Here is a 23056-nt window from a genome sequence, read left to right on the forward strand (position 1 = left end):
GTGCGATGGAATGAGTGCGCATCAAGCACGGGTTGATCGACGTGTTCGGAACGCAGTCCGCGTTGTCGTTCAGTATTTCAGTATCCCGAGCTTGCAGGCGTAGTGATAGGCCAGCTGCTTCGCGAGATAGGGAGCGATGGCGCGTCGGATCTGCATCTGTGTCGGATCGAAGCCGAGAACGCGGCGCCGCAGGATGCCCATCTCCCTGACACCGACCGCATAGGTGGATGCCGTCTTCTGTGCGTCATGGATTCGGAAGCAGGCGAGAAATCGCGGCAAGCGCGCGAATTTGAATCCTGCGGCTTGCGCCCGCAGGATGAAGTCCCAGTCCAACGCGTAGTGAAAGCTCTCGTCGAGCGGGCCGATCGTGTCCCACACGCGCTTGCGCCAGAACATTGTCTCCTGCGGAATGTAGTCGGCATATCGTAACGCCTCGCTGTCATGGGGCGGCAGCACGGCGCGTCCGACCTCGAGGCCTTCGCGGTCGATGAAGACGCGATGGCCGTAGACGACGTCGACATCGGGGTGCGACATGAAGTAGTTGGCGACATAGGCGAGCGTTCCGGGCAGCAGCATGTCGTCGCTGTTGAGATAGGCCATGATCTCGCAGTCGGCACCGGCGAAGCCGAGATTGATGGCGTTCGACTGTCCCTTGTCCGGCTCGCTCTTCCAACTGACGCCCTCGCCGAGTTTTTTCAGCAGATCGCGCGTGCCGTCGATCGAGGCGCCGTCCTGCACGTGATAAGTCAGGTTCGGATAATTCTGGCTGACGATGCTGTCGATCGTGGCGCCGAGATATTGCGCATGGTTGTAGCTCGGCGTGACCATCGCGATCCGGGGCGGGCTCGCATCGATCGCAGGCGCTGGCGGGAAAGCCGTCAGGTTGAGCAGGCGCGGCGGATATTGCTCGAAGGTCCACATCGGGGGACGCCGCCAGAGGCTCCGAAGCGAGGAGCGTCTTTGCCCGGCGGCAATGAGATCCTGGTTCCTCTCAAAGAGCGCGACGCGGTTTTCGAGCTGTTCGAGACGCCGCCTGAACTCCTCGTCCATCACCGTTATTCTCGCAAGTTGCAGTGCAATATGATCAACCGGCCATTCTTTGTAAGTCTCCGGCCGACGACGCCAGTTCAGCGGTTCCATCAGGCGCGACCGACGGGGAGGTCAGGCGCGGTTTCAGAAGCGGGCGGTTGATCCCGGACAGAACCGATTGCGAACCGCTATTCACCGGTTGTAATCAAGGTGGCATGCAGGACATAGCGCTCCGGGCCGGACGTGACGGCGTCGAACGGCCAGCAGGTCGCGAGCACCAGCTCGAAGTTCTGCGTTGCGGGATCGATGCCAGACTCATCGAAACGGACGACCGCGGAGGAATCCGCGCGATAGCGAAAGTATTTGCCGTCACTGCGTGTGACCTCGATTACGTCACCAATCGCAACATTCCGCAGGAAACGGAAATGTGTGTCGCGGTGCGCTGCATATACCGCAATGCCGCGCTCGCCGGCATCAACCGTTTGGTGGATATGGCCGGGTCCGAAGGCGAGCGCCTGGCCGCTGGTGCCTTCCAAGACGATGGCGCTGGCGCCGATCCGCCTCACCTCGATCCGCGCGACCGGCCAAGTGTCGGCCCATGACCAGGGCCTGATCATCTCGCCGGTCGCAACGCTCCTGTCGAACGCGCGCTCCAGCAGCAGCTGCGCCAGCCAGGCTTTGGCATGGATATAGGCGCCGTCGCCGAACAGGAGGACGCCGATCAGTGCGAGTGCCAGGGGGGAGATGAGGCGGGGCATTGTGTCAATTCCCGTCATTGCGAGAAGCCCTTGCGACGAAGCCATCCAGACTGCCTCAGCGGATGGATTTCTGGATTGCTTCGCTTCGCTCGCAATGACGAATTCGGTTGAGATGGCGTGTTCAAAAAAGGCGCGCGCGGCCGTTGGTGTGGGACGGGCAGCCGCGCGCGCTAACAGAGGAGATCGGGGGCTCCTCTCTCAAGCGGCGTCAGTGAGCAAGGTCTGACGCCGGTTGAACACGAACAGGATCAGGGCGAGCAGGATCAGGATCAGGCCTGTAATCAGCTTCAGCTCGGCCGAGGTTGCAGTCTTGGGCAGGCGGATCGCATCCGGTGCGGCGGCCGGCTGGCTGCGCGCATCGGCGTGCCGTTCGCGGAGCTGCGCCGGGACCTGCGGTCGTTCGCCAAACAGCTTCGCGAAATTCCAGCCGGCCGGCAGGTTGATCGGCAATTCGCTGAGCTTGAGCGGCGCGTCTTCGGGACGGCTCGGCGTCTTGTCGACCGCGACGAGGCTGGTCAGCCGCGTGACGATCTGATGGTCGAGCGCCAGCGCCAGGATCGCCTTGTCGGAGTCTTCAGGCGTCATCTCGCGCAAGGTGCGCGCCACTTCGGCATCGCCGATCTTGCGCTTGGCCCAGAGCTTCGACAGGCCTTTGCCTTCAGCCGCATTTTGCAGCGGCAGTGTCACCGACCATGGGCGGTCGCCGACGCGGCCCTTGATCTCGAGCGAACCCGCGAGCTTGTCGAGCTTTGCCGCCAGCACCAGCGGCTCGTCGCGATAGACGTCGGGAATGATGGCCGGTGTGACGTCGGCCTTGGCCTCGGAGAATTTTGCGCTGAGGCCGGTTACGGCCGGGTTCTCGAGCTTGGCGAACAGGCCCCGCATGCGCTCCTCGACCTGCTCGACGGAGCCGATATGAGTGAAGGCGCCCCGGCCGAGCTCGGCGGCGCGCGTCATCAGATAGGTGTTGGGCGCGGACCCGATGCCGACCATGAACACGCGGGAGCGGCCCAGCATTGCCGTGATCGTTTCGAACAATTGTTGCTCGTTGCCGATCGCGCCGTCGGTCAGGAACACGATTTGGCGAACCATGCTGGTGTCGCCGAGCTTGTCGGTCAGCGCCGCGCGCATCGCCGGCACCATCTCGGTGCCGCCACGCGCCTGCAAGGCGCTGACGAACGCGGTGGCGTCATTGACGTGTGCGGCGTCAGCCGGCACGGGGGCCGGAAACAGCACGTCCATGGTGTCGTCGAAACGGATGACATTGAAACGATCGGCCGGTTGGAGACGAGAGAGCGCATAAGTGAGGCTCGCCTTGGCCTCAACGATCGACGTGCCGCCCATCGAGCCGGAATTGTCGATCACGAACACCACCTCGCGCGGCAGCGGCTTCTGCGTCGCCTGCTCGGCGCTGGGCGGGGTGACGAAGGCGAGCAAATAGTCGGCGTCGCCGACGCGCTCCCGGAATAGGCCGACCGACGGCGCCTTCGCAGCGGCGGGTTTCCAGGTCAGCTCGAAATCGCGGTCGGCCGGCACGGCACCGTCGGCAAGCGTGACGATGCGCGTCGTGGTGTCCGGGCTCTCGATCTTGACGTTGTGGTGGGGGCTCTTGACCTCGCCGAGCGCAAAGCCGGCCTTTAGGCGCACCGTGATGCTGGTCGGGTTGACCGGCGCGTTTTTGGCGGGATCCAGCACGGGCGGCGAGATGCGGTCGCGGTCCGGCACCGGGTCCGACGTCGTCGCACCCCAGCCGGAGCCGTCGTTGCGGAAGTCGACGCTCTGCACGATCGGCGCCGGATTGTACCGCGGCCCGGCCACCAGCGGCAGGCGCAGCGAATATTCATTGCCGGATTGATGCACCGGCTCCTGGTATTCGATCTGCACCAGCACGGTTTCGCCGGGACCGATATTGGCGACCGAGTTGGTGAAGATGTTCGGCCGCTCCTGTTCGGTGAGCGCGGCCTTCTGGCCGGTGCGGCGCGCCTCTTCGTAGATCACGCGCGCCTGTTGCCGCTCCTTGATGTCGCCGACGATGACGCGATTGCCGACCACCATCTTCAGCGAATCGACGGCGCCGCCGGCGGGGAGCGGATAGACATAGGTTGCTTCGACCCAGTCCTTGGTCGGGTTGCGGAAGACCTGAGTGATGCGGGCGCGCAGCGTCGGACCTGATACCGTGATGTCGACGTCGATGCCGAGGCGGATCGCCTCCGTGGTCACGTCGTCGTCCTTCAGGAGGAGGCTGCCCGATTTGGCATCGCCGGGCTGCAGCAGGCTCGCCTGCTCAGTCGTCGCCGACCAGCCGGGCTCCAAGCTCACCAGCAGCGCCACGACGGCGACCAGCATCACCGCGATACCTTGCGCCAGAAGGAACAGTCCGACCACGATCAGTCTGCCCAGCCAAGGGTGTTCGTTGCTGTCGACTGCGCCGTAATTGTCCATTTGGCCTGCTCCCGAAGAATGTTGACGATGGCGAGCATCGGTCGGGAGAGGGGGATTCCGCGAGCAGAATGATCGGCAATGTTCCGCCACGGCCGGCCCGGACGGGCTGCCTCCCAGATGGCCAAGTGCGGTTTTGTGCTGGTTTGTCCGCCCTGCTAGGATGTCGTCCTGGAGCAGGGCCACGATGCAGACGCAGGATAACCTCCCCGACAAGCAGCTTTCGGACGAGCAGAGCCGCGAGATTGCGGAGACCGTTCGCGAGGAGCTGGCCCGGCGCCGGATCTCCCGGCAGGCGCTGGCCGAGCAGGCCAAGCTCAGCCTGTCGACGCTGGAGAAGGTGCTCGGCGGCCGACGGCCGTTCACGCTGGCGACGACGGTGCGGCTGGAGCAGGCGCTCGGCGTCTCCTTACGCAAAAGCGCCATCGTGGCGGCGCCACCGGCCGCAAGCGATGTCGCGCCCGACAGCCTCGGCTCCTATGCACATCGCGCGGTGACCTGGCTCGAGGACGTCTACATCACGCTGCGGCCGTCGTTCGGCGACAAGGACGCGATCTTCGCCTACCGCACCGAGATCGTCTGGGAGCCGAAGGTCTCTTCACTGATGTTCCGCGAGGGTGAGCGCACCGATGCCGCCTATGAGCACACCGGTCAGGTTGCGGTGCCGCATCAGTCCGGGTTCATCTATCTCGTCATCATCAAGCACGGCCAGCATCGCGTGATCACGGTGTCGCGGCCGACTGTCGCCGGCGAGATGTACGGGATCATCTCGACGCTCCGCGCCGGCCCCGGCTCGCAATTGACGCCGATCGCAGCGCCCATCGCCTACGTGCCGCTCCGCAACGTCCCGAAGCCGTCGCTGGGACGGGTCGGTCCGGAAGACCCCAACCACGAATTGTATCGAAAGCACCTGCGCCGTACGGTGGAAGAGGCGTTTGCGTTGTTTCTGCCGGGATAGTTAAGTTCGTTAACAAATTAGTCGGCTATCGGTCGCACATCCGTTTATAAAGCGGGTCATGTTCGACGCGACTGCAGAACCCGGCGGCGAATCTCCGCTGTTTTCCATCATCATCCCGCTCGAATATCATCGCGGGCAGTGGGAGCTGTCCTGGCTCGGCTGGACATCGCAGACCGCCGACAAATCGCTCTACGAGATCATTCTGGTCGTGCCGCCGGATTTCACGGCACGCGAGCAATTGAAGGCGCTGGCCGGCGACAAGGCCCGCCTCGAATTCACCGATTCCGGGCACGACATCGGGCTCTGCGCATTCGGGGCGACGAAGGCGCGCGGCAGCTATCTGTTCTTCACGGAATCGCACTGCCGGCCCGAACCCGACGTCGTCGAACTCTGCATTCGCGCCATCGATGCTCATCCCGACTGGGCCGGTTTTTCCTGCCGTTCGATCCCGATCTGCCATAATCGATTATCCGTGGCGGAGGCCGCCATGTACCAGGCCGATATCGAGTTCGGCATGAAGCAACATCCCTGGCGCAAGGTGCTGGATCAGTGCTTCGTGACGCAGCGCGACGTCTATCGGGAGTGCGGCGGCCTGCGCGAAGATCTCGGCCATTTCGCCGAATGGGTGCTTGCCGCCGCGTATCATGCGAGGGGGTATGCAATCGGCTATCTCGAAGAGGCGCGCTTCCATCATTACTATATCGGCGAGATCGGGGAGCTGAAGAAGTTCACGCTCGATTTCGTGCAAGGCGAGATTCGCTATCTCGGCGAAGCTCGCAACGAACCCGGCAGCGAGCTGCTCGAAATTCCGGTGGAATGGGCCTGTCAGGACAATTTCGATCCCGCGCTGGCGCGCGAGGCCGTTCGGGTTGTCGTGCGCAGTGGCTTATCGCGCCATGCGTTGGGAAGGCCGCACCAAGTATTGCTCGCGCTCTGGCGCTGGGCCGAGCCGGCCCTGTTCGGCGATGGTCCTGCGCGGTGCCGCGCGCTTTTCGCCGCGATCCGGGCGCGCTGCATCCTGACCGCCGTGGCGCTGACTGGCCCACCCGAAAGAATCTCTCGCTGGCTGAGGCGCTACATTGCCGCACTGATCGATGTCCAGCGGCTCGGCTGTATCCGCGATGTTCGGAGGGGTGCACGCGCCGCATCGGCGCAATTGGGCGTGCTTGCGAAGGCCGGCTTCCATGCTGAGGAGACGTGGCACGGCCGCAAGTTTCGCTGGAGCGAGCCTGAGGCCGTCGTTTGGATCCGGGGGACGCCCGGCGGCAACATCGTCCGGATCGACTCCCCGGAGATACGCGAGCCCCAGGCTCGCATCGGCGTTCGCTTCTATCTGGACGGTGTCCGCGTCGCGGATCCGTCGATCGCGATTGATGGCGACGGCTTTACGCTCAGTCTCGATCTGCCGAATAGCGGGACGGCCAGGCTAGCGTGGACTTGCCCCCGGTTTCCGGCCGGCAACGATGCGCGGCGGCTTGGCCTTCCCATTATGGCCATCGCAATCAGTGCGAGCGCGCCTTCCGGCGTCAACAGCAATGCTCGCGATCAGCTGCTGATCAAGCAGCCGGCTGACATCAGAACAGCCTGAGCTTCGCCAGCGCAAAGCCAAGCTGCCGCAGATCAGACGGTGCGTCATCGACCCGGGGCGGGCATCCCATCACCGGACAACGGAACGTCAGCAAGGCACGATCGGCATCGGCACTCCAAACATGGGCGGGAACGTCGCCTTCGAGCAGGATGCCGCCTTGCACCGCGCATCTGCGCAGCACGAGCGGCTGGCCGTTCAGCGATATGTCGAGCTGCCGGAGCGCTTCCTCGTTGAGGACATGGGACAGCAGGCATTGCAAGCGCGAAGGACGCGCCGTCGCGGTCCGCAAGTTCAGGGTCGCCTCAGCGGCAGAATTCCAGCAAAGCCAGCGGCCTTCGTGATGCTCCCGCTCGTGCCAGCCGAAGCCATGCAGAGGCTGGTCCGGGGTGAAACCGTCGGCCCCGATCGCGGTCGCAAGCTCCGGAACAGCCCCGCTGGCGCCGAGCCTGTCATCGAACAGCCGGCATGCCTCCGCGTAAAGCTGTAGATCGAGCGCGTTCCAGCAACGCAGGATCTCGCGTGACTCCGGATCGACGGGTGGAAGGTCGGATCGTGGCGTGCGGTTGAGATGCAGCAACGGGCCGAACTGGCTCCAACCCATCATCTGTCCGAGCAGCTGCAGCGTATCCGCTTCGCGCTCTAAAATTCCGGCGAGATCGACGCGCATGATATGTTGCAGCGCAGCCTCGAGCAGGCGCGGATCATCATCGCTCAAATCGGCGCCCGCAGCTCCGGCCAGCTGTCGCGTCTGCACGTTGGCAAGCCAATGGCGCGCCAGCGTCTCCTCCTCGACGAGAAAACGCGCCGTGCCGAGGCTGCGGGCCTTCTCCTGAAATCTCCGGCGAGCCTGGTACTCTCCAGAGCTGAGTTCGGTCGCGAGCGTGTGGAAAAACGTTTCGCTGTGACTTTGAAAGAACGTGCAGGCTGAGACACAGCGTGCCACCGGTTCACGCAGCACTGTGAAAATCACCGGCGCGACACTGAACCGCGCGGCATAGTCGAACCCGACATGTCCGGTCGCGAACAACGCATCGCCCGGCTGCTGCGGACCGCTGACCGAATGGGCCTGGAACAGGACCCGGTCGGCGGGGAAACGGTTGGCGAGCAGACCACGCAGCGAGACGCCGGCCGTCTTGCGGATGTGAAGAAAGAAAAACGGCCCTTTGGCCCTCGTTTCATCATGGCGCGGAGCCGCCCCCGCGCGGGACGGCTCCGGATCCTCGGGCTGCCGCGCCGGCGGAAAGCTAACCACCTGTTTCGGCGCTGATGACGTCGCCGATCAGATCCCATTTGCCGCCCTTGAACTGAATCATCTTGAGCTGCTCAATCGGGGCGAAGTCGGTGGGCGAGGTGTTGATCTTGATGCCTGGGATCAGGACCTCGGGCGCGAAATCCTTCAAGCTCGCGGCTTGCTTCATCACGTTCTCCCGGGTCAGATCGTCACTGCACTGCTTCAGGACCTGTACCATGGTCTGCGCGGCGGCGTAGCCGTAGACGAGATTGAGGTCGGAGAGGTTGGCGCCCGGCATGTATTTGTCGATGAAGGCGGTAAATTTCATCATGCCTTCGTCGTTCTTCCACTGCGGGTCGGAGGCGTCCTTCAGATAGGTCGCCGACAGCACGCCTTCGGAAGCCTGCAGGCCGGCCGGCTGCATGACCGCGCCGATCGAGATCGAGACGTCGGTCATCACCTGCATCGGCTTCCACTCCAACTCGGCGATCTTCTTGATCGCCTGTGCCGCGAACTTTGGCGTTGCGATGTTGACGAAGACCGTGGCCCCGGTGTCCTTCAGCTTGACAATGTGGGAATCGATCGAGGGCTCGGTGGTCTCGTAGCTCTCCTCCGCGACGATCAGCGAAGATGCCTTGTCGCCGAAGATTTCCTTGATGCCGGCCACGTAATCTTTGCCGAAATCGTCGTTGGCATAGAAGATCGCGACCTTAGCATCCGGCTTGGCCTGCAGGATGTATTTCGCGAAGATCCGGGCCTCGACCCGGTAGCTTGGCTGGAAGCCCATGGTCCAGGGGAAGCCTTTTGGGTCGTTCCACTTGCTGGCGCCGGTGGCGAGGAAGAGCTGCGGCACCTTCTTGGCGTTATGGTACTTCTGCACGGCGGTCTGGGTCGGCGTGCCCAGCGCGTTGAAGACCAGGAACACCTCGTCGCTCTCGATCAGCTTGCGGATCTGCTCCACGGTCTTGGGCGGCGAGTAGCCGTCGTCATAGGAAATCCAGTTGATCTTGCGGCCGTTGATGCCGCCCTGGTCGTTGATCATCTTGAAATAGGCTTCCTCGGTCTTGCCGATGACGCCGTAGGCGGAAGCGGGACCGGAATAGGCCTCGACATTGCCGATCTTGATTTCGGTGTCGCTGGCGCCGGTGTCGTACTTCTTTTGCGCATACGCGGCTTGAGTTGTGAGCAGCGCCAACGCTGTTGTTGCAGCAAGCAGGGAGAGTGTCTTGTTCATGAAAAATTCCTTGAAACTTCCTTGAGGGTTTCTTTGAGCTGGAGCAGGCATGTGGAAAAAGAGAGCGCCCGCGAGAGCGGCGCTTTGATCAGGCGTTGGCGACTTTCTTGTCGATTTCGGAGGTCACCGAAAATTCCTTGCGCAAGGTCGGCTTGTGGATCTTGCCGGTGGCGTTGCGCGGTAGCGCCTCGACGAAGCGAACCTGGCGCGGGCATTTGAAACGCGCCAGATTGGCCGCGCAATGCGCAAAGACATCGGCCTCCGTCAGCTTTTGGCCCGGCTTGACCGCGACGATGGCGAGGCCGACCTCGCCCCATTGCGGATCGGGAATCCCGATCACGGCGGCTTCGGCGATGGTCGTGAGCTGATGCAGGACGTTCTCGACCTCGGCCGGATAGACGTTTTCGCCTCCGGAGATGTACATGTCCTTCCAGCGGTCGACGATATAGTAAAAACCTTCTTCGTCGACGCGGGTCGCGTCGCCGGTGTGCAGCCATCCGTCGGTGAACGACGCTTCATTCGCCTCCGGCTTATTCCAGTAGCCGGGCGTGATGTTCGGTCCCTTCACCCAGAGCTCGCCGAGCTCGCCGACATCGGCGTCGCTGCCGTCAGGACGCACGATGCGGACTTCCGTGTGCAGAACTGGCTTGCCGGCGGAGCCGGCCTTCCGTGCTGCGTCCTCGCGGTCGAGCACCAGCACGGCCGGCGAGGTCTCGGTCATGCCGTAGCCTTGCTGGAGCGCGACGCCGCGCGCCTCCCAGACCTTCAGCAGCGGCACCGGCATCGGCGCGCCGCCGACACCGCCGACGATCAGCCGGCCGAGGTCGGTGGTCGTGAAGGCCGGGTGCTGCGCCATGAACTGGTAGATCGCGGGCACACCAAAGAACACATTGATACCCTGCGCGGGATCGTTGATCAGGCCGAGCGCCGTACCGGGATCGAAGGCGCGCATGATCATCACGCTACCGCCGGCATGCAGCACGGGGTTGGTGTAGCAATTCAGCCCGCCGGTGTGGAACAGCGGCAGCACGGTGAGCAGCACCGAGGAGGGCCCGATGCAGGCGGGGCCGCCGAGATTGACGCAATTCCAGAAGGTCATGCCATGGGTGATGGTCGCGCCCTTGGGATGACCCGTGGTGCCCGACGTGTACATGATGGTCGAGAGATCGTCGAGCGTGACCTCCTCGATTGCCTCGAGCGGCTTTGCCGCGGCGATGCCGGCCTCGTAGGAGCCGCCGGATCCGAGCAGCAGGCTGCTGGTGACGCCGCAGAGTTTTGCGACGCCAAGCGCCGTCTCGGCCAGATCGGTATCGTGGATCATCACCTTCGGCGCGCAATCGCCGGTGATGAACTGGAGCTCGGGAACGGTGAGGCGGGTGTTCAGCGGGACGAAGATCGCGCCGAGCCGCCCGCAGGCAAACTGCACCTCCAGCGTATCGGTCGTGTTCAGCGCCAGCACCGCGACACGGTCGCCGCGCGAGACCTTCAGCGTGTGACGCAGAACTGAAGCGAGACGCGAGATGCGGGCATCGAGCTCCGCATAGGTAAAACGGCGCTCGCTCGCGAGGTCGATCACCGCAACCTTGTTCGGCGTGCGGCGGCCATGATGAGCGATCCAGTCGTAGTAACGAACGGCCAAAAATCCCTCCCTCGGCGGTCTGGTGCCGCCCGCATTCTTTGCCGTGCACTATGCCCGGTGTGGTCCCTGGGGCCAGCCGGAGTTTTGTGCATGGACGTCTTTTTTTGATCCGGAGTTGGCGCGCGAGCCGTGAAAATCGTCTTGCGTTGAGTTGCTAGCTGCCGCCTTGCCTGGAGCGTTGGCCCCAGCCAGCCACTCCGCGCAAGTGAGCCGCCAAGGTTCCGGCCATGGTGGACGAGACGAATCCGCCAGCAAGGCGAGACCGCCATGAAGAGCCCGTTCTATACTGCCGAGCATGATGCCTTCCGCGACATGATGCGCCGCTTCGTCGACAAGGAGATCGCGCCGTTCGCCCATGACTGGGACGAGGCCGGCGAATTTCCGCGCGCGCTCTATCGCAAGGCAGCCGAGATTGGGCTGTTGGGGCTCGGATTCCCCGAGCAATATGGCGGGATCGCCGCCGACCAGTTCATGAAGATTGTCGCCAGCCAGGAACTGGCGCAAGCCGGCGCCGGCGGCATCAGCGCCAGCCTGATGAGCCACACCATCGGGGCGCCGCCGATCGCACGGGCGGCGCGCCCCGAGATCAAAGCGAGGTTGCTGCCGCAGGTGCTCTCAGGCGAGAAGATCTCCGCGCTTGCGATCACCGAACCGGGCGGCGGCTCGGACGTTGCGAGCTTGCGCACCAAGGCGCGGCGCGACGGCGGTCACTACGTCGTGAGCGGCGAGAAGACCTTCATCACCTCTGGGATGCGCGCCGACTATCTGACCGTTGCGGTGCGCACCGGCGGCGAGGGTGCCGGCGGCGTCAGCCTGCTCCTGATCGAGGGCGATACGCCCGGCCTGTCGCGGACCAAGCTGAAGAAGATGGGCTGGTGGGCTTCCGACACCGCCACCCTGCATTTCGACGAGTGCCACGTGCCGGTCGAGAACCTGATCGGCGAGGAAGGCCAAGGCTTCAAGATCATCATGCAGAATTTCAACAGCGAGCGCATGGGCATGGCCGCGGGCTGCACGGCGTTCGCCCGCGTCTGCCTCGACGAGGCGATTGCCTACGCCAAGGAGCGCCAGACCTTTGGCAAGCCGCTCGCCCAGCACCAGGTCATCCGCCACAAGATCGTCGACATGGCGCAGAAGGTGGCCGCGTCGCAAGCAATGCTGGAGATGCTGGCCTGGCGGCTCGAGCAGGGCGAGAGCCCGGTCGCCGAGATCTGCATGATGAAGAACCAAGCGACGCAGACCATGGCGTTCTGCGCCTCGGAAGCCGTGCAGATCTTTGGCGGCGCCGGCTTCATGCGCGGCATCAAGGCCGAGCGCATCTACCGCGAGGTCAAGGTCAACGCCATCGGCGGCGGCACCGAGGAGATCATGAAGGATCTCGCGAGCCGGCAGATGGGGTTGTGACGAGAGGACAAAATGCTGTTCACCGCCGAACACGACGACATCCGTCGAAGCTTGCAAAGATTCATCGCCAACGAGATCAACCCTCATGTCGACGAATGGGAGAAGGCCGATATCTTCCCGGCGCATGAGCTGTTCAAGAAGATGGGCAGCCTCGGTTTTCTCGGGCTGAACAAGCCGGTCGAATTCGGTGGCTCCGGTCTCGACTACTCCTACGCGCTGATGATGGCGGAGGAACTCGGCGCGATCAATTGCGGCGGGGTGCCGATGGCGATCGGGGTGCAGACCGACATGGCGACACCGGCGCTGGCGCGGTTCGGTTCGGACGAGGTGAGGCGCGAATTTCTCAGCCCCTCGATTGCGGGCGATTTCGTCGCCTGCATCGGCGTCTCCGAGCCCGGCGCGGGTTCGGACGTCGCCTCGATCAAGACCAATGCGCGCTCCGACGGCGATGATTACGTCATCGATGGCGGCAAGATGTGGATCACCAACGGCACCCAGGCCGACTGGATCTGCCTGCTCGCGAACACCGGCGAGGGGCCCGTTCACCGCAACAAGTCGCTGATCTGCGTGCCCATGAAGAGCAAGGGCGTCACGGTCGCGCGAAAACTCGACAAGATGGGCATGCGGTCGTCGGATACCGCGCAGATCTTCTTCGACAATGTCCGCGTGCCCAAGCGCAACCGGATCGGCGAGGAGGGCAAGGGCTTTACCTACCAGATGATCCAGTTCCAGGAGGAGCGGCTCTGGGGCGCGGCCGCCTGCCTGAAGGCGCATGAATACATCATCAACGAGACTATCGCATACACCCGCAATCGCAAAGCCTTCGGGAAGTCGATCCTCGACAACCAGGTTGTGCACTTCAAGCTTGCGGAGATGCAGACCGAGGTCGAGCTGTTGCGCGCGCTGATCTATCGCGCCGCCGAGCAGCTGGTCGCCGGCGAGGACGTGACGAAGCTTGCGACCATGGCCAAGCTGAAAGCCGGCCGGCTCGGCCGCGAACTCACCGACGCCTGCTTGCAATATTGGGGCGGAATGGGCTTTACCAACGAGACGCCCGTCAGCCGGGCCTATCGCGACAGCCGCCTGACCTCGATTGGCGGCGGCGCCGACGAGGTCATGCTGATGGTCCTGTGCAAGATGATGGATACGCTGCCCGGAAGTCGTAAAGTCTGAGCATGATCTTGTCGGAAAACCGCTTCATACTTTTCCGGATCATGCTCTAAAGGAAATGCCTGATGATCACGCTCTATCATTGCGATGCTGCGCGCTCGTTCCGTCCACTCTGGATGCTGGAGGAGATGGGGCTGCCATATGAGTTGAAGATGCTGCCCTTCCCGCCGCGCGTCTTCGCCAAGGAATACCTCGCGCTCAATCCGCTGGGCACGATTCCCTTCATGGTCGACGGCGAGACCAAGATGACGGAATCGTCCGGCATCTGCCACTATCTCGGCGTCAAGCATGGACCGACGCCGCTGATGGTCGGGCCTGAGGATCCCGCCTATGGCGCGTTCCTGAACTGGCTGTATTTCAGCGATGCCACGTTAACCTTCCCGCAGACGCTGGTGCTCCGATACACCCAGCTCGAGCCGGAAGAGCGCCGCAATCCGCAGGTCGCCGGGGACTATGCCAAATGGTTTCTGGGAAGATTGCGCGCCGTTGAGGCCGCGACTGCGGCTGCCGAAACCTTATGCGCCGGCCGCTTCACCGCCGCTGACATCGTCATCGGCTACGCGCTCCGCCTCGCCAGCAATATCGGGCTCGCCAAGGACTTTGGGCCAAATGTCGCAGGCTATTGGGCGCGGTTGCAGCAGCGCGACGGTTTCAAGCGCGCGGTTGCTGCGGAGCAGGCGGCGGGCGTCGAGCAAAATATTGCGCCGCGCGTGAGGGCGTAGCGGTCGTCCTGGCGAAAGCCAGGACCCATGACCCAAGGGGGGGGTGGCGGAGGCTCGGAGTTGTCAGCTTCGCGCCGCAACCCTTCCTTGGGGTAATGGGTGCTGGATCAGCGCTCCGCTTCGCTGCGCTTGTCCAGGACGACGGTGTAGAAAGTTCCGGATATGGCCTTCGCCTTCCAGGAACGCCAGCCTTTTGCGTGCCATGACAGCGCTACCGCGCCGTGACAGCGCCCAAATTTGCGCTAAGGTGACCTCCGTCCGCAGCGGCCAGAGAGCCGCGCGAGGAGGACCGCCAATGGAAGATCTGGGTCGCGAATCCGACCATTTGATGCTGATCACGCCGGAGCGGGTGTTCTATGCCGGCTTGCTCGGCCGTCCCCGTAAGCGGACCCCCGGTTGCTGCCACGTCTATGTCGCGGTAAAAGGCAACCTGCATCTGACGGTCGACGACGTCCTCGCCACCGGCGAGCTGTTCGTCACCTTGCCGAATCAGCGGCATTCCATTGCCAGCGACTACCGCACTGCGATCAGCGTGACGCTCGAGCCGGAGAGCATGCCGGATGGCGCGATCGAGGCCCTGGCCGAGCGGCTCACCGGACCGGACCGGGCTGCTTACGCCCGAAAAATCCTCGCGGCCTATGCGCTGCTGCGGCAACGCCGCTATGGCGACATCACCACCGCCGAATTCGATGAGATGTGCTTCGGTGAGGCGCTGCCGCGCCGCGTGCTCGATCCCCGCGTGATGCGCGCAGTGGCCCGCATCGGCCGCTTCACGGGCGAGCCGGTGACGGCGGACACATGCGCGGCGGACGCCGGACTTTCCGCTTCGCGCTTCCTGCATCTGTTCAAGGAAGAGACCGGCATCTCGTTCCGCTCCTTCCGCGCCTGGAAGCGCGCGCGGCATTTGCTGCACTTCGCCAACCAGGACCTCAACCTCGCCCATCTCGCGCAGGACATCGGCTATCCCGATTCGACGCATTTCAGCCACTCGATCCGCCGCTTCTACGGATTGAAGCCGCGGGCGATCTTCGTCGGCTCGCGCGATCTCGCGATCTATCGCAGCAGCGAGACGGTGCGGGAGCTCGCGAAGGCGAGCTGATGCCGCTCTCGTAGGGTGGATAGCCCGCGGTTGCGCGAAGCGCAGTCCGCCGGCGCAATCCACCAATTCTGCACCCGCGGTGAGATGCGCTGGTGGGTTACGCTACGCTAACCCACCCTACGAAAGCCCGCTATTTTTCAGCTTCTCCGCGCAAGAAGCCGCATGCCACCCATCACATGATCGCAAACGTTGAATTCTCAACGTGCGAGACATGAGTGGCATGAGCGACAAGGCCGTCATCACCTGCGCGCTGAACGGCGTGCTCACCGACCCGAAGCAGCACAACGTGCCTGTGACGCCCGAGCAGATGGCGCGCGAGGCCAGGGCTGCATTCGATGCCGGCGCGTCCATCATGCACATCCATCTGCGCCAGCAGGCCCCGGACAAGGGACATCTGCCGTCCTGGGAGGTCACCGTCAGCAAGGAAATCCAGCAGGCGATCCGCGAAGCCTGCCCCGGCGTCATCATCAACCACACCTCGGGTGTATCAGGGCCGAACTACAGCGGCGCGCTCGATTGCATCCGCGAGACCAGACCGGAGATCGCAGCCTGCAACGCGGGTTCGCTGAATTATCTGAAGGTGAGGGCCGACAACAATTGGGCCTGGCCGCCGATGATGTTCGACAATTCGGTCGAGAAGGTGAAGGACTATCTCGACGTCATGAACGCGGTCGGCACCATTCCCGAGTTCGAATGCTTTGACGTCGGCATCGTGCGTTGCGTCGGCATGTACCACCAGGTCGGCATGTACAAGGGCCCGCTCGAATATAACTTCGTGATGGGCGTGGCTTCCGGCATGCCATCCGATCCCGACCTGTTGCCGATCCTGATCAAGCTGAAGCGCCCCGAAGCGCATTTTCAGGTCACCGCGATCGGCCGCGAGGAGATCTGGCCGCTGCACCAGCGCTGCGCCGAGCTCGGCGGTCATCTGCGCACCGGTCTCGAGGACGCCTTCTATCTGGCCGACGGCAAGAAGGTGGCATCGAACGGCCAGCTGATCGAGGCTATCGCCGCCTGTGCCCGCCGCGCCGGCCGCGAGATCGCGAGCCCGGCCGAGGCGCGGAAGATTTTTGGGACGAATCGATAAGGTATCGCCTCAACCGTCGTTGCGAGCGACTTATCCGCCGAAGCTCGAGGAGTGGAGGGGAAAGCTGGTAATGACGAGCAGGATAGAATTATGTCCATTCTCGAGAACACCATTTCCCCCGGCAGTGCCGCCTATCACGCCAACCGCGACGGCATGCTCGGCCTGATCGATCGCATGCGCGCGCTGGAAGAGCGCACGCGCGGGGCGTCGGCCGCAGCAAAGGATCGCTTTCACAAGCGAGGGCAGTTGCTGCCGCGCGAGCGCGTCGCGCTGGTGCTCGATCCCGGCGCACCTTTCATCGAGTTGTCGACCCTCGCGGGCTACATGTTCGACGTGCCGGATGCGGCCAAGAGCGTGCCCGGCGGCGGCGTCATCGCCGGCATCGGTTTCGTCTCGGGTATCCGCTGCATGGTCAGTGCCAACGATGCCGGCATCGACGCGGGCGCGCTCCAGCCCTATGGCCTCGACAAGACGATCCGCGCGCAGGAACTGGCGCTGGAGAACAAGCTGCCTTACGTCCAGCTGGTCGAAAGCGCCGGTGCCAATCTGCTGCGCTACCGTGTCGAAGATTTTGTTCGCGGCGGCAACATCTTTCGCAATCTCGCGCGGCTTTCTGCGGCAGGACTGCCCGTCGTCACCGTGACCCATGGCTCGTCCACCGCAGGCGGCGCCTACCAGACCGGCCTGTCCGATTACATCGTCATGGTCCGCGGCCGCACCCGCGCCTTCCTGGCCGGGCCGCCGCTGCTGAAAGCCGCGACCGGTGAGGTCGCGACCGAGGAAGAGCTCGGCGGCGCCGAAATGCACACCCAGATCTCCGGCCTCGGCGATTATCTCGCCGAGGACGATCGCGACGCACTTCGCATCGCGCGCGAGATCATGGCGGCGCTGGAATGGGAACGGGCGGGCAGGGGGGGGACGCAATTCAAACCGCCCCGCTACGACCAGGACGAGCTGCTCGGCATCATGCCGATGGACCACAAGCGCTCCGTGGACATGAAGCAGGTGATCGCGCGCATCATCGACGATTCCGATTTCACCGAGATGGCACCCACTTACGGTCCCGCCACCATCTGCGGTCATGCCCGCATCGAGGGTCAGGCGATCGGCATCATCACCAACAACGGTCCGCTCGATCCTGCTGGAGCCAACAAGGCGACGCATTTCATTCAGGCGTGCTGCCAGACCCGCACGCCGCTGCTCTACCTCAACAACACCACCGGCTACATGGTCGGCAAAGCCTATGAAGAAGCCGGCATGATCAAGCACGGCTCGAAGATGATCCAGGCGGTGACGTCGGCAACGGTGCCGCAGATCACGATCTATTGTGGCGCCTCGTTCGGCGCCGGCAATTACGGCATGTGCGGGCGCGGCTTCCATCCGCGCTTCTGCTTCTCCTGGCCCAATGCCAAGACCGCGGTGATGGGCGGTGAGCAGGCCGCCGAGACGATGGCGATCGTAACCGAGGCCGCAGCAGCTCGTCGCGGCAAGCCGATCGAGAAGGACAAGCTCGATGCCATGAAGGCGCAGATCGTCGGCGTGTTCGACGGCCAGATGGACGTGTTCTCGACCAGCGCGCGCGTGCTCGACGACGGCGTGATCGATCCGCGCGACACCCGCGCGGTGCTGTCGGAAGTGCTCGCGATCTGCCGCGAGGGCGATGCGCGCACGCCCCAGCGTATGCAATTTTCGGTGGCCCGCCCATGAGGAACGGATCAGTGCTGAACCGGCCGTTCTTCAAGGTGTTGATCGCCAATCGCGGTGAGATCGCGCTGCGCGTGATGCGCAGTGCGCGGCGGCTCGGCCTTGGCGTCGTCGCGGTCTATTCGGACGCCGATCGCGATGCGCTGCATGTGCGGCAGGCCGACCAGGCGGTGCGCATCGGCGAAGCCTTGCCGGCACATTCCTATCTCAACATCCCCGCGATCATCGCCGCGGCCAAGACGACCGGTGCGGATGCGGTGCATCCCGGCTATGGCTTCCTCGCCGAGAACGAGGATTTTGCGCAAGCGTGCAAGGATGCCGGCCTCGTCTTCATCGGCCCATCGCCGCAGGCGATCGCCGCGATGGGCAACAAGGCCGGCGCCAAGGAGATCATGAGGAAGGCCGGCGTGCCCTGCGTGCCCGGTTATCAGGGCGCCGACCAGGGCGACGAAATCATGCTGGGGGAAGCCAAAAAGATCGGCTTCCCCGTGATGATCAAGGCGGTCGCCGGCGGCGGCGGACGCGGCATGCGGCTCGTCACCGACGCAGCATCCTTCGGCGACGCGCTGCGCAGTGCGCGCTCGGAGGCGAAGGCGGCGTTCGGCGATCCCACCGTCATCCTCGAACGCGCCATCCAGAATCCGCGGCACATCGAGATCCAGGTGTTCGGCGACAGCCATGGCAACGCCATCCATCTCGGCGAGCGCGATTGCTCGGTGCAGCGGCGGCACCAGAAGCTGATCGAGGAGGCGCCGTCGCCCGCGGTCACGCCCGATTTGCGCGAAAAAATGGGCGAGGTCGCGGTCGCCGCGGTGAAGGCGCTGCGCTATGAGGGCGCCGGCACGCTGGAGTTTTTGCTCGATACGAGCGGCGCGTTCTACTTCATGGAAATGAACACGCGCCTCCAGGTCGAGCATCCCGTGACTGAGGCGATCACCGGGCTCGATCTCGTCGAACTGCAGCTGCGCGTCGCGCGTGGCGAGCCTCTGCCGGTGAAGCAGCAGGACATTCGCTTTGCAGGTCACGCCATCGAGGTGCGGCTGTGCTCGGAGGATGCCGCGCATGATTTCATGCCGCAGTCCGGGCGCATGGCGCGCTGGCAGGTGCCTGACAGCATCCGCGTCGAGCATGCTCTGCAATCGGGCTCGGAAATCCCGCCGTTCTACGATTCCATGATCGCCAAAATGATCAGCCATGGCGCGACGCGCGAGGAGGCGAGGGGGCGGCTGATTGTCGGCCTGGAGCAGCTCACGGCCTTTGGTGTGACCACCAATCAAGCGTTCCTGGTCTCGTGCCTGCGTCATCCCGGCTTTGCCATGGGCGAGGCGACGACGGCCTTCATCAGTTCACATCGCGACGAATTGCTGGTGCCAGCGGCGAACAGCTCATTCAGTGCTGCACTCGCGGGCCTTCTGCTCTATGTCACCAATCCGCAGGCACCGTCGTGGCGCAGTGGACGGAGCCTTGCGGCAACGTTCCCATTGCCGGCGAAAGTCGAGATCGCAGGCCACGCACATGAGCTCGAAGTCACGCGGGACCGCGATGGCAGCTACACCGTCGCCAGCGACGGGCGGCAGGACAAGTTCGAGATCGACCAGTTCGATGCCGACACCATCCGCTTCCGCCATGACGGCGTGATGGACAGCGCCAAATTCCTGCGCGACGGTGACCGGCTCTATCTCCAGCACCGTGGCATCCCGCTCGCGGTCATCGATCTCACGCTCGCAGCGCCGAAGGCCGCCGCGAGCAACGGCGGCGACGGAAAAGTCCGCGCCGCCATGAACGGCCGCGTCGTCGCCGTTCTGGTCAAGCCGGGTGACCGCGTCACTGCCGGCCAGCCGGTAATGACGCTGGAGGCGATGAAGATGGAGCACGTCCATAAGGCGGGCATCGACGGCATGGTCGCAGCGATCGATGTCGCCGAGGGCGAGCAGGTGACCACGGGCAGGATCGTGGCGGAGATCGGGGCGGGATAGCGCGGCGAGCGCGGTATCTTAGGGTGGGTTAGCCTTGCGACTGCGCGAAGCGCAGTTCGTTGGGCGTAAGCCACCTTTTTCTCCGCAATGACGGACAGTGGTGGGTTACGCCTACGCCTAACCCACCCTACGGGATCGGGTTCTTCTGCCCCGTCCCCTCATTCAGCAGACACGCCACCTGATGTCCGTCACCGGCCTCCACCAGCGCCGGCCGGTCGATCTTGCACCGCTCCATCGCAAACCGGCATCGGGTGTGAAACGCGCATCCCGGCGGCGGATTGACCGGGCTCGGGACGTCGCCATCCACCAGCGGCGCAAGCTTCTTCGCGAGCGGGTTCGCGACCGGCACGGAGGCGAGCAGGGCCTGCGTGTAGGGATGGCGCGGGTTCCTGAACAACTCGTCCTTGTGGGCGATCTCGACGATGCGGCCGAGATACATCACGGCGACGCGGTGACTGATATGGGCGACCACGGCGAGATCGTGCGCGATAAAGAGATAAGAGAAGCCGTGCTGCCGCTGCAGATCGATCAGCAGGTTGATCACCTGCGCCTGGATCGAGACGTCCAGCGCGGAGACCGGCTCGTCGCAGACGATCAGGCGCGGCTCCAAGGCAAGTGCCCGCGCGATACAGATGCGCTGGCGCTGGCCGCCGGAGAATTGATGCGGGAAATTGCGCATCTGGTCGGATCGCAGCCCAACCTGCTCGAACAGCCTGGCGGTGCGCGCCTCCAGTGCCTTGCCGCTGGCGAGACCATGTACCGCAAGCGGCTCGCCGACGATGTCGCCCGCGGTCATGCGCGGGTTGAGCGAGGCGAACGGGTCCTGGAACACGATCTGCATCGAACGGCGGTGCGGGCGCAGCGCCGTCTTGGAGAGGCGCGTGATGTCCTCGCCGTCGAGGCGGATCTGCCCCGAGGTCGGTTCGACCAGCCGCAGCACGCTGCGCGCCACCGTCGACTTGCCGCAACCGGATTCGCCGACCAGACCCAGCGTCTCGCCGGCGCCCACGGAAAACGAGACGCCGTCGACCGCGTGCACGGTGCCGACCTGCCGGCGCAGCACGCCGGCGCGAACCGGATAGTGCTTCCTGAGGTCGGTGACTTCGAGCAGCGCTTCGGTCATGCCACCTCCGCCACTTCGGCCGCCCGCCAGCAGGCAGCGAGATGGCCGCCACCCCAATCCGTGAGCGGGGGATATTCCTCGCAGCGCTTGATCGCGAGCGTGCAGCGCGGCGCAAAGGCGCAGCCTTTGGGCAACCGGACCAGTGAGGGCACCGTGCCGGGAATTTCGTTCAGCCGCGCCTGCGCGGGGAGGCCGGACGCCGGCACCGCGGGGATCGAGGCCATCAGCCCGCGCGTGTAGGGATGCTTTGGCGCGGCGAACAGCGCCTCGACACTGGCTTCCTCGACCTTCCGTCCCGCATACATCACGATCACCCGCTGCGCGGTCTGGGCGACGACGCCGAGATCGTGCGTGATCAGCACGAGGCCGGTGCCGAGCTCTTTCTGGAGATCGAGGATCAGCGCCAGGATCTGCGCCTGGATGGTGACGTCGAGCGCGGTGGTCGGCTCGTCCGCGATCAGCAGCGCCGGCCGGCACGCCAACGCCATCGCGATCATCGCGCGCTGGCGCATCCCGCCGGAGAGCTGATGCGGATATTCGCGCGCGCGCCGCGCCGGCTCGGGGATGCGCACCAGTCGCAGCATCTCGACGGCGATGGTTCGTGCCTCTCTCGACGATATAGTCCGGTGCAGCCGCACGGCTTCTGCGATCTGGTCGCCGATCCGCATCACCGGATTGAGCGAGGTCATCGGCTCCTGGAAGATCATGGAGATGCGATTGCCCCGGACAGCGCGCATCTGCGCTTCGTCCAGCGCGAGCAATTCGGTGCCTTCGAGCGAGACGGAGCCGCCGACGATCCGCCCTGGCGGATCGGGCACCAGCCGCATTAGCGACAGCGCGGTGACGCTCTTGCCGCAGCCGGATTCGCCGACGATCGCCAGCGTCTCGCCGCGCCGGACGGTGAAGGAGACGTCGTCCACGGCTTTGAACAGGCCGGAGTTCGTGAAGAACACCGTCTTCAGGTTCTTCACATCGAGCACGATATCGGATGTGTTCGCCATCAGCCGCGCTGCCGGGGATCGAGGATGTCACGCAGGGCGTCGCCGAACAGGTTGGCGCCAAACACGGCAAGGCTGATGGCGATGCCCGGGAAGATCACCAGCCAGGGCGCGGTGCGGACGTATTCGGCGGCGGATTCCGAGAGCATGCGGCCCCACGACGGATAAGGCTCGGGAATGCCGAGGCCGAGGAAGGAGAGCGAGGCCTCGGTGAGGATGGTCGAGCCAAGCTGGGCGGTCGCGAGCACGATCAGCGGCGCCAGCGTATTTGGCAGCACGTGGCGGACCGCGATGCGCATTTCGCTCATGCCGATCGACTTGGCGGCCTCGATGAAGGGCAGCTCGCGCAGCGCCAGCGTATTGGCGCGGATGACGCGCGACACCGTCGGGATCAGCGGAATGGCGATTGCGATGATGACGTTTGGCAGCGATGGGCCGAGTGCGGCCGTCATGATCAGCGCGAGGACCAGCAGCGGCAGCGCCTGAAGAACGTCGGAGACGCGTTGGAACACGAGATCGACCCAGCCGGAGAGATAGCCGGAGGTAAGGCCGACGACGACACCGATCGAGCCGCCAAGCGCGGTCGAGCCGATGCCGACCGCGAGCGAGATTCGCGCGCCGTGGATGATGCGGCTGAACACGTCGCGGCCGAACGAATCCGTGCCCATCCAGTGCGAAAGGCTTGGGCGGCCCAGCGCCCGCGCGGCGTCGATCGTCAGGGGATCATAACGCGCGATGAAGTCGGCGAAGATCGCGGTGAACACAAACAGGGTCATGATGACGAGCCCGGCCGCGCCCAGCACATGCCGCTGCGCCAAAAACAGCACGCGCCGCCAGCCGCCGGGCGCGTAGGCGCCGGCGCGCCTCAGTTCAACCTCATAGTCGATCGCGGCCAAA

The 23056-nt window shown here is 64.3% G+C and carries 18 protein-coding genes; 9 read left to right on the forward strand and 9 right to left on the reverse strand.

Annotated elements, in window-relative coordinates; genetic code table 11:
- Positions 1–69 precede the first annotated feature (69 nt).
- The 3 genes from IVB31_RS16985 to IVB31_RS16995 all read right to left on the reverse strand — a co-directional run bounded on the left by IVB31_RS16985 (position 70) and on the right by IVB31_RS16995 (position 4229).
- Positions 70–1050: a glycosyltransferase family 2 protein gene (locus IVB31_RS16985; RefSeq protein WP_247324249.1), complete on the reverse strand. Its 981-nt coding sequence runs from the start codon at positions 1048–1050 to the stop codon at positions 70–72.
- Positions 1051–1217: 167 nt separating this feature from the next.
- On the reverse strand, positions 1218–1787 hold the full coding sequence (locus IVB31_RS16990) for a class GN sortase (RefSeq protein ID WP_247324798.1): 570 nt from the start codon (positions 1785–1787) through the stop codon (positions 1218–1220).
- A 198-nt stretch (positions 1788–1985) separates the two neighbouring features.
- Positions 1986–4229, reverse strand: a complete 2244-nt coding sequence (locus tag IVB31_RS16995) for a marine proteobacterial sortase target protein (RefSeq protein WP_247324263.1) — start codon at positions 4227–4229, stop codon at positions 1986–1988.
- Between the two features lie 184 nt (positions 4230–4413).
- Here IVB31_RS16995 and IVB31_RS17000 point away from each other — a divergent pair, with 184 nt between their 5' ends.
- Complete coding sequence (locus tag IVB31_RS17000) at positions 4414–5184, forward strand: helix-turn-helix transcriptional regulator (RefSeq protein WP_247324264.1); 771 nt, start codon at positions 4414–4416, stop codon at positions 5182–5184.
- A gap of 58 nt (positions 5185–5242) precedes the next feature.
- Entirely contained in the window at positions 5243–6772 is a 1530-nt protein-coding gene (locus IVB31_RS17005) for a hypothetical protein (protein WP_247324267.1), read from the forward strand.
- On the opposite strand, the gene IVB31_RS17010 is transcribed toward IVB31_RS17005, so the two are convergent.
- From IVB31_RS17010 to IVB31_RS17020, 3 genes are all read right to left on the reverse strand, one after another.
- Positions 6759–8024: a hypothetical protein gene (locus tag IVB31_RS17010; protein WP_247324270.1), complete on the reverse strand. Its 1266-nt coding sequence runs from the start codon at positions 8022–8024 to the stop codon at positions 6759–6761. The genes IVB31_RS17005 and IVB31_RS17010 overlap by 14 nt on opposite strands.
- Positions 8017–9237, reverse strand: coding sequence for an ABC transporter substrate-binding protein (locus tag IVB31_RS17015; protein WP_247324272.1), 1221 nt, complete (start codon positions 9235–9237; stop codon positions 8017–8019). The genes IVB31_RS17010 and IVB31_RS17015 overlap by 8 nt, the downstream gene beginning before the upstream one ends.
- A gap of 88 nt (positions 9238–9325) precedes the next feature.
- Positions 9326–10876 carry a long-chain fatty acid--CoA ligase gene (locus IVB31_RS17020; RefSeq protein WP_247324274.1) on the reverse strand — a complete coding sequence of 517 codons (1551 nt, stop codon included), beginning with the start codon at positions 10874–10876 and terminating at the stop codon, positions 9326–9328.
- A 267-nt stretch (positions 10877–11143) separates the two neighbouring features.
- Between IVB31_RS17020 and IVB31_RS17025 the strand changes: the two genes are divergently transcribed.
- From IVB31_RS17025 to IVB31_RS17055, 7 genes are all read left to right on the forward strand, one after another.
- A complete protein-coding gene (locus IVB31_RS17025; RefSeq protein ID WP_247324277.1) occupies positions 11144–12280 on the forward strand; it encodes an acyl-CoA dehydrogenase family protein in 1137 nt (378 codons plus the stop codon).
- A 12-nt stretch (positions 12281–12292) separates the two neighbouring features.
- Positions 12293–13453 (forward strand): acyl-CoA dehydrogenase family protein, encoded by a 1161-nt coding sequence (locus IVB31_RS17030; protein ID WP_247324280.1) that lies wholly within the window; start codon positions 12293–12295, stop codon positions 13451–13453.
- A gap of 62 nt (positions 13454–13515) precedes the next feature.
- Positions 13516–14172, forward strand: a complete 657-nt coding sequence (locus tag IVB31_RS17035; RefSeq protein WP_247324282.1) for a glutathione S-transferase — start codon at positions 13516–13518, stop codon at positions 14170–14172.
- A 295-nt stretch (positions 14173–14467) separates the two neighbouring features.
- Positions 14468–15271 carry an AraC family transcriptional regulator gene (locus tag IVB31_RS17040; RefSeq protein WP_247324284.1) on the forward strand — a complete coding sequence of 268 codons (804 nt, stop codon included), beginning with the start codon at positions 14468–14470 and terminating at the stop codon, positions 15269–15271.
- A gap of 220 nt (positions 15272–15491) precedes the next feature.
- The gene (locus IVB31_RS17045; protein ID WP_247324286.1) at positions 15492–16358 is read left to right on the forward strand and encodes a 3-keto-5-aminohexanoate cleavage protein; all 867 of its coding nucleotides are present in this window, start codon (positions 15492–15494) and stop codon (positions 16356–16358) included.
- 90 nt (positions 16359–16448) lie between these two features.
- On the forward strand, positions 16449–18065 hold the full coding sequence (locus tag IVB31_RS17050) for a carboxyl transferase domain-containing protein (protein ID WP_247324288.1): 1617 nt from the start codon (positions 16449–16451) through the stop codon (positions 18063–18065).
- Complete coding sequence (locus IVB31_RS17055; RefSeq protein WP_247324290.1) at positions 18062–20038, forward strand: acetyl-CoA carboxylase biotin carboxylase subunit; 1977 nt, start codon at positions 18062–18064, stop codon at positions 20036–20038. The genes IVB31_RS17050 and IVB31_RS17055 overlap by 4 nt, the downstream gene beginning before the upstream one ends.
- 127 nt (positions 20039–20165) lie before the next feature.
- Here IVB31_RS17055 and IVB31_RS17060 read toward each other — a convergent pair whose 3' ends face one another.
- The 3 genes from IVB31_RS17060 to IVB31_RS17070 are packed head-to-tail and all read right to left on the reverse strand — an operon-like array spanning position 20166 to position 23055.
- Positions 20166–21161 (reverse strand): dipeptide ABC transporter ATP-binding protein, encoded by a 996-nt coding sequence (locus IVB31_RS17060; protein WP_247324292.1) that lies wholly within the window; start codon positions 21159–21161, stop codon positions 20166–20168.
- Positions 21158–22162 carry an ABC transporter ATP-binding protein gene (locus IVB31_RS17065; RefSeq protein WP_247324294.1) on the reverse strand — a complete coding sequence of 335 codons (1005 nt, stop codon included), beginning with the start codon at positions 22160–22162 and terminating at the stop codon, positions 21158–21160. The genes IVB31_RS17060 and IVB31_RS17065 overlap by 4 nt, the downstream gene beginning before the upstream one ends.
- Positions 22162–23055, reverse strand: a complete 894-nt coding sequence (locus IVB31_RS17070) for an ABC transporter permease (RefSeq protein WP_247324296.1) — start codon at positions 23053–23055, stop codon at positions 22162–22164. Before IVB31_RS17070 ends, IVB31_RS17065 begins: the two co-directional genes overlap by 1 nt.
- Between the last annotated feature and the right edge of the window lies 1 nt (position 23056).

Source organism: Bradyrhizobium sp. 21 (genome assembly GCF_023073335.1).
In the GTDB taxonomy this organism is placed as follows: domain Bacteria; phylum Pseudomonadota; class Alphaproteobacteria; order Rhizobiales; family Xanthobacteraceae; genus Bradyrhizobium.

What these genes read in the sequence shown, in the direction of transcription:
- IVB31_RS16985 (WP_247324249.1), bottom strand. Translation starts at nt 1,050, where the DNA reads ATGGACGAGGAGTTCAGGCGGCGTCTCGAACAGCTCGAAAACCGCGTC.
- IVB31_RS17025 (WP_247324277.1), top strand. Translation starts at nt 11,144, where the DNA reads ATGAAGAGCCCGTTCTATACTGCCGAGCATGATGCCTTCCGCGACATG.
- IVB31_RS17050 (WP_247324288.1), top strand. Translation starts at nt 16,449, where the DNA reads ATGTCCATTCTCGAGAACACCATTTCCCCCGGCAGTGCCGCCTATCAC.
- IVB31_RS17015 (WP_247324272.1), bottom strand. Translation starts at nt 9,237, where the DNA reads ATGAACAAGACACTCTCCCTGCTTGCTGCAACAACAGCGTTGGCGCTG.
- IVB31_RS17000 (WP_247324264.1), top strand. Translation starts at nt 4,414, where the DNA reads ATGCAGACGCAGGATAACCTCCCCGACAAGCAGCTTTCGGACGAGCAG.
- IVB31_RS17055 (WP_247324290.1), top strand. Translation starts at nt 18,062, where the DNA reads ATGAGGAACGGATCAGTGCTGAACCGGCCGTTCTTCAAGGTGTTGATC.
- IVB31_RS17040 (WP_247324284.1), top strand. Translation starts at nt 14,468, where the DNA reads ATGGAAGATCTGGGTCGCGAATCCGACCATTTGATGCTGATCACGCCG.
- IVB31_RS17060 (WP_247324292.1), bottom strand. Translation starts at nt 21,161, where the DNA reads ATGACCGAAGCGCTGCTCGAAGTCACCGACCTCAGGAAGCACTATCCG.
- IVB31_RS17035 (WP_247324282.1), top strand. Translation starts at nt 13,516, where the DNA reads ATGATCACGCTCTATCATTGCGATGCTGCGCGCTCGTTCCGTCCACTC.
- IVB31_RS17065 (WP_247324294.1), bottom strand. Translation starts at nt 22,162, where the DNA reads ATGGCGAACACATCCGATATCGTGCTCGATGTGAAGAACCTGAAGACG.
- IVB31_RS16990 (WP_247324798.1), bottom strand. Translation starts at nt 1,787, where the DNA reads ATGCCCCGCCTCATCTCCCCCCTGGCACTCGCACTGATCGGCGTCCTC.
- IVB31_RS17005 (WP_247324267.1), top strand. Translation starts at nt 5,243, where the DNA reads ATGTTCGACGCGACTGCAGAACCCGGCGGCGAATCTCCGCTGTTTTCC.
- IVB31_RS16995 (WP_247324263.1), bottom strand. Translation starts at nt 4,229, where the DNA reads ATGGACAATTACGGCGCAGTCGACAGCAACGAACACCCTTGGCTGGGC.
- IVB31_RS17045 (WP_247324286.1), top strand. Translation starts at nt 15,492, where the DNA reads ATGAGCGACAAGGCCGTCATCACCTGCGCGCTGAACGGCGTGCTCACC.
- IVB31_RS17030 (WP_247324280.1), top strand. Translation starts at nt 12,293, where the DNA reads ATGCTGTTCACCGCCGAACACGACGACATCCGTCGAAGCTTGCAAAGA.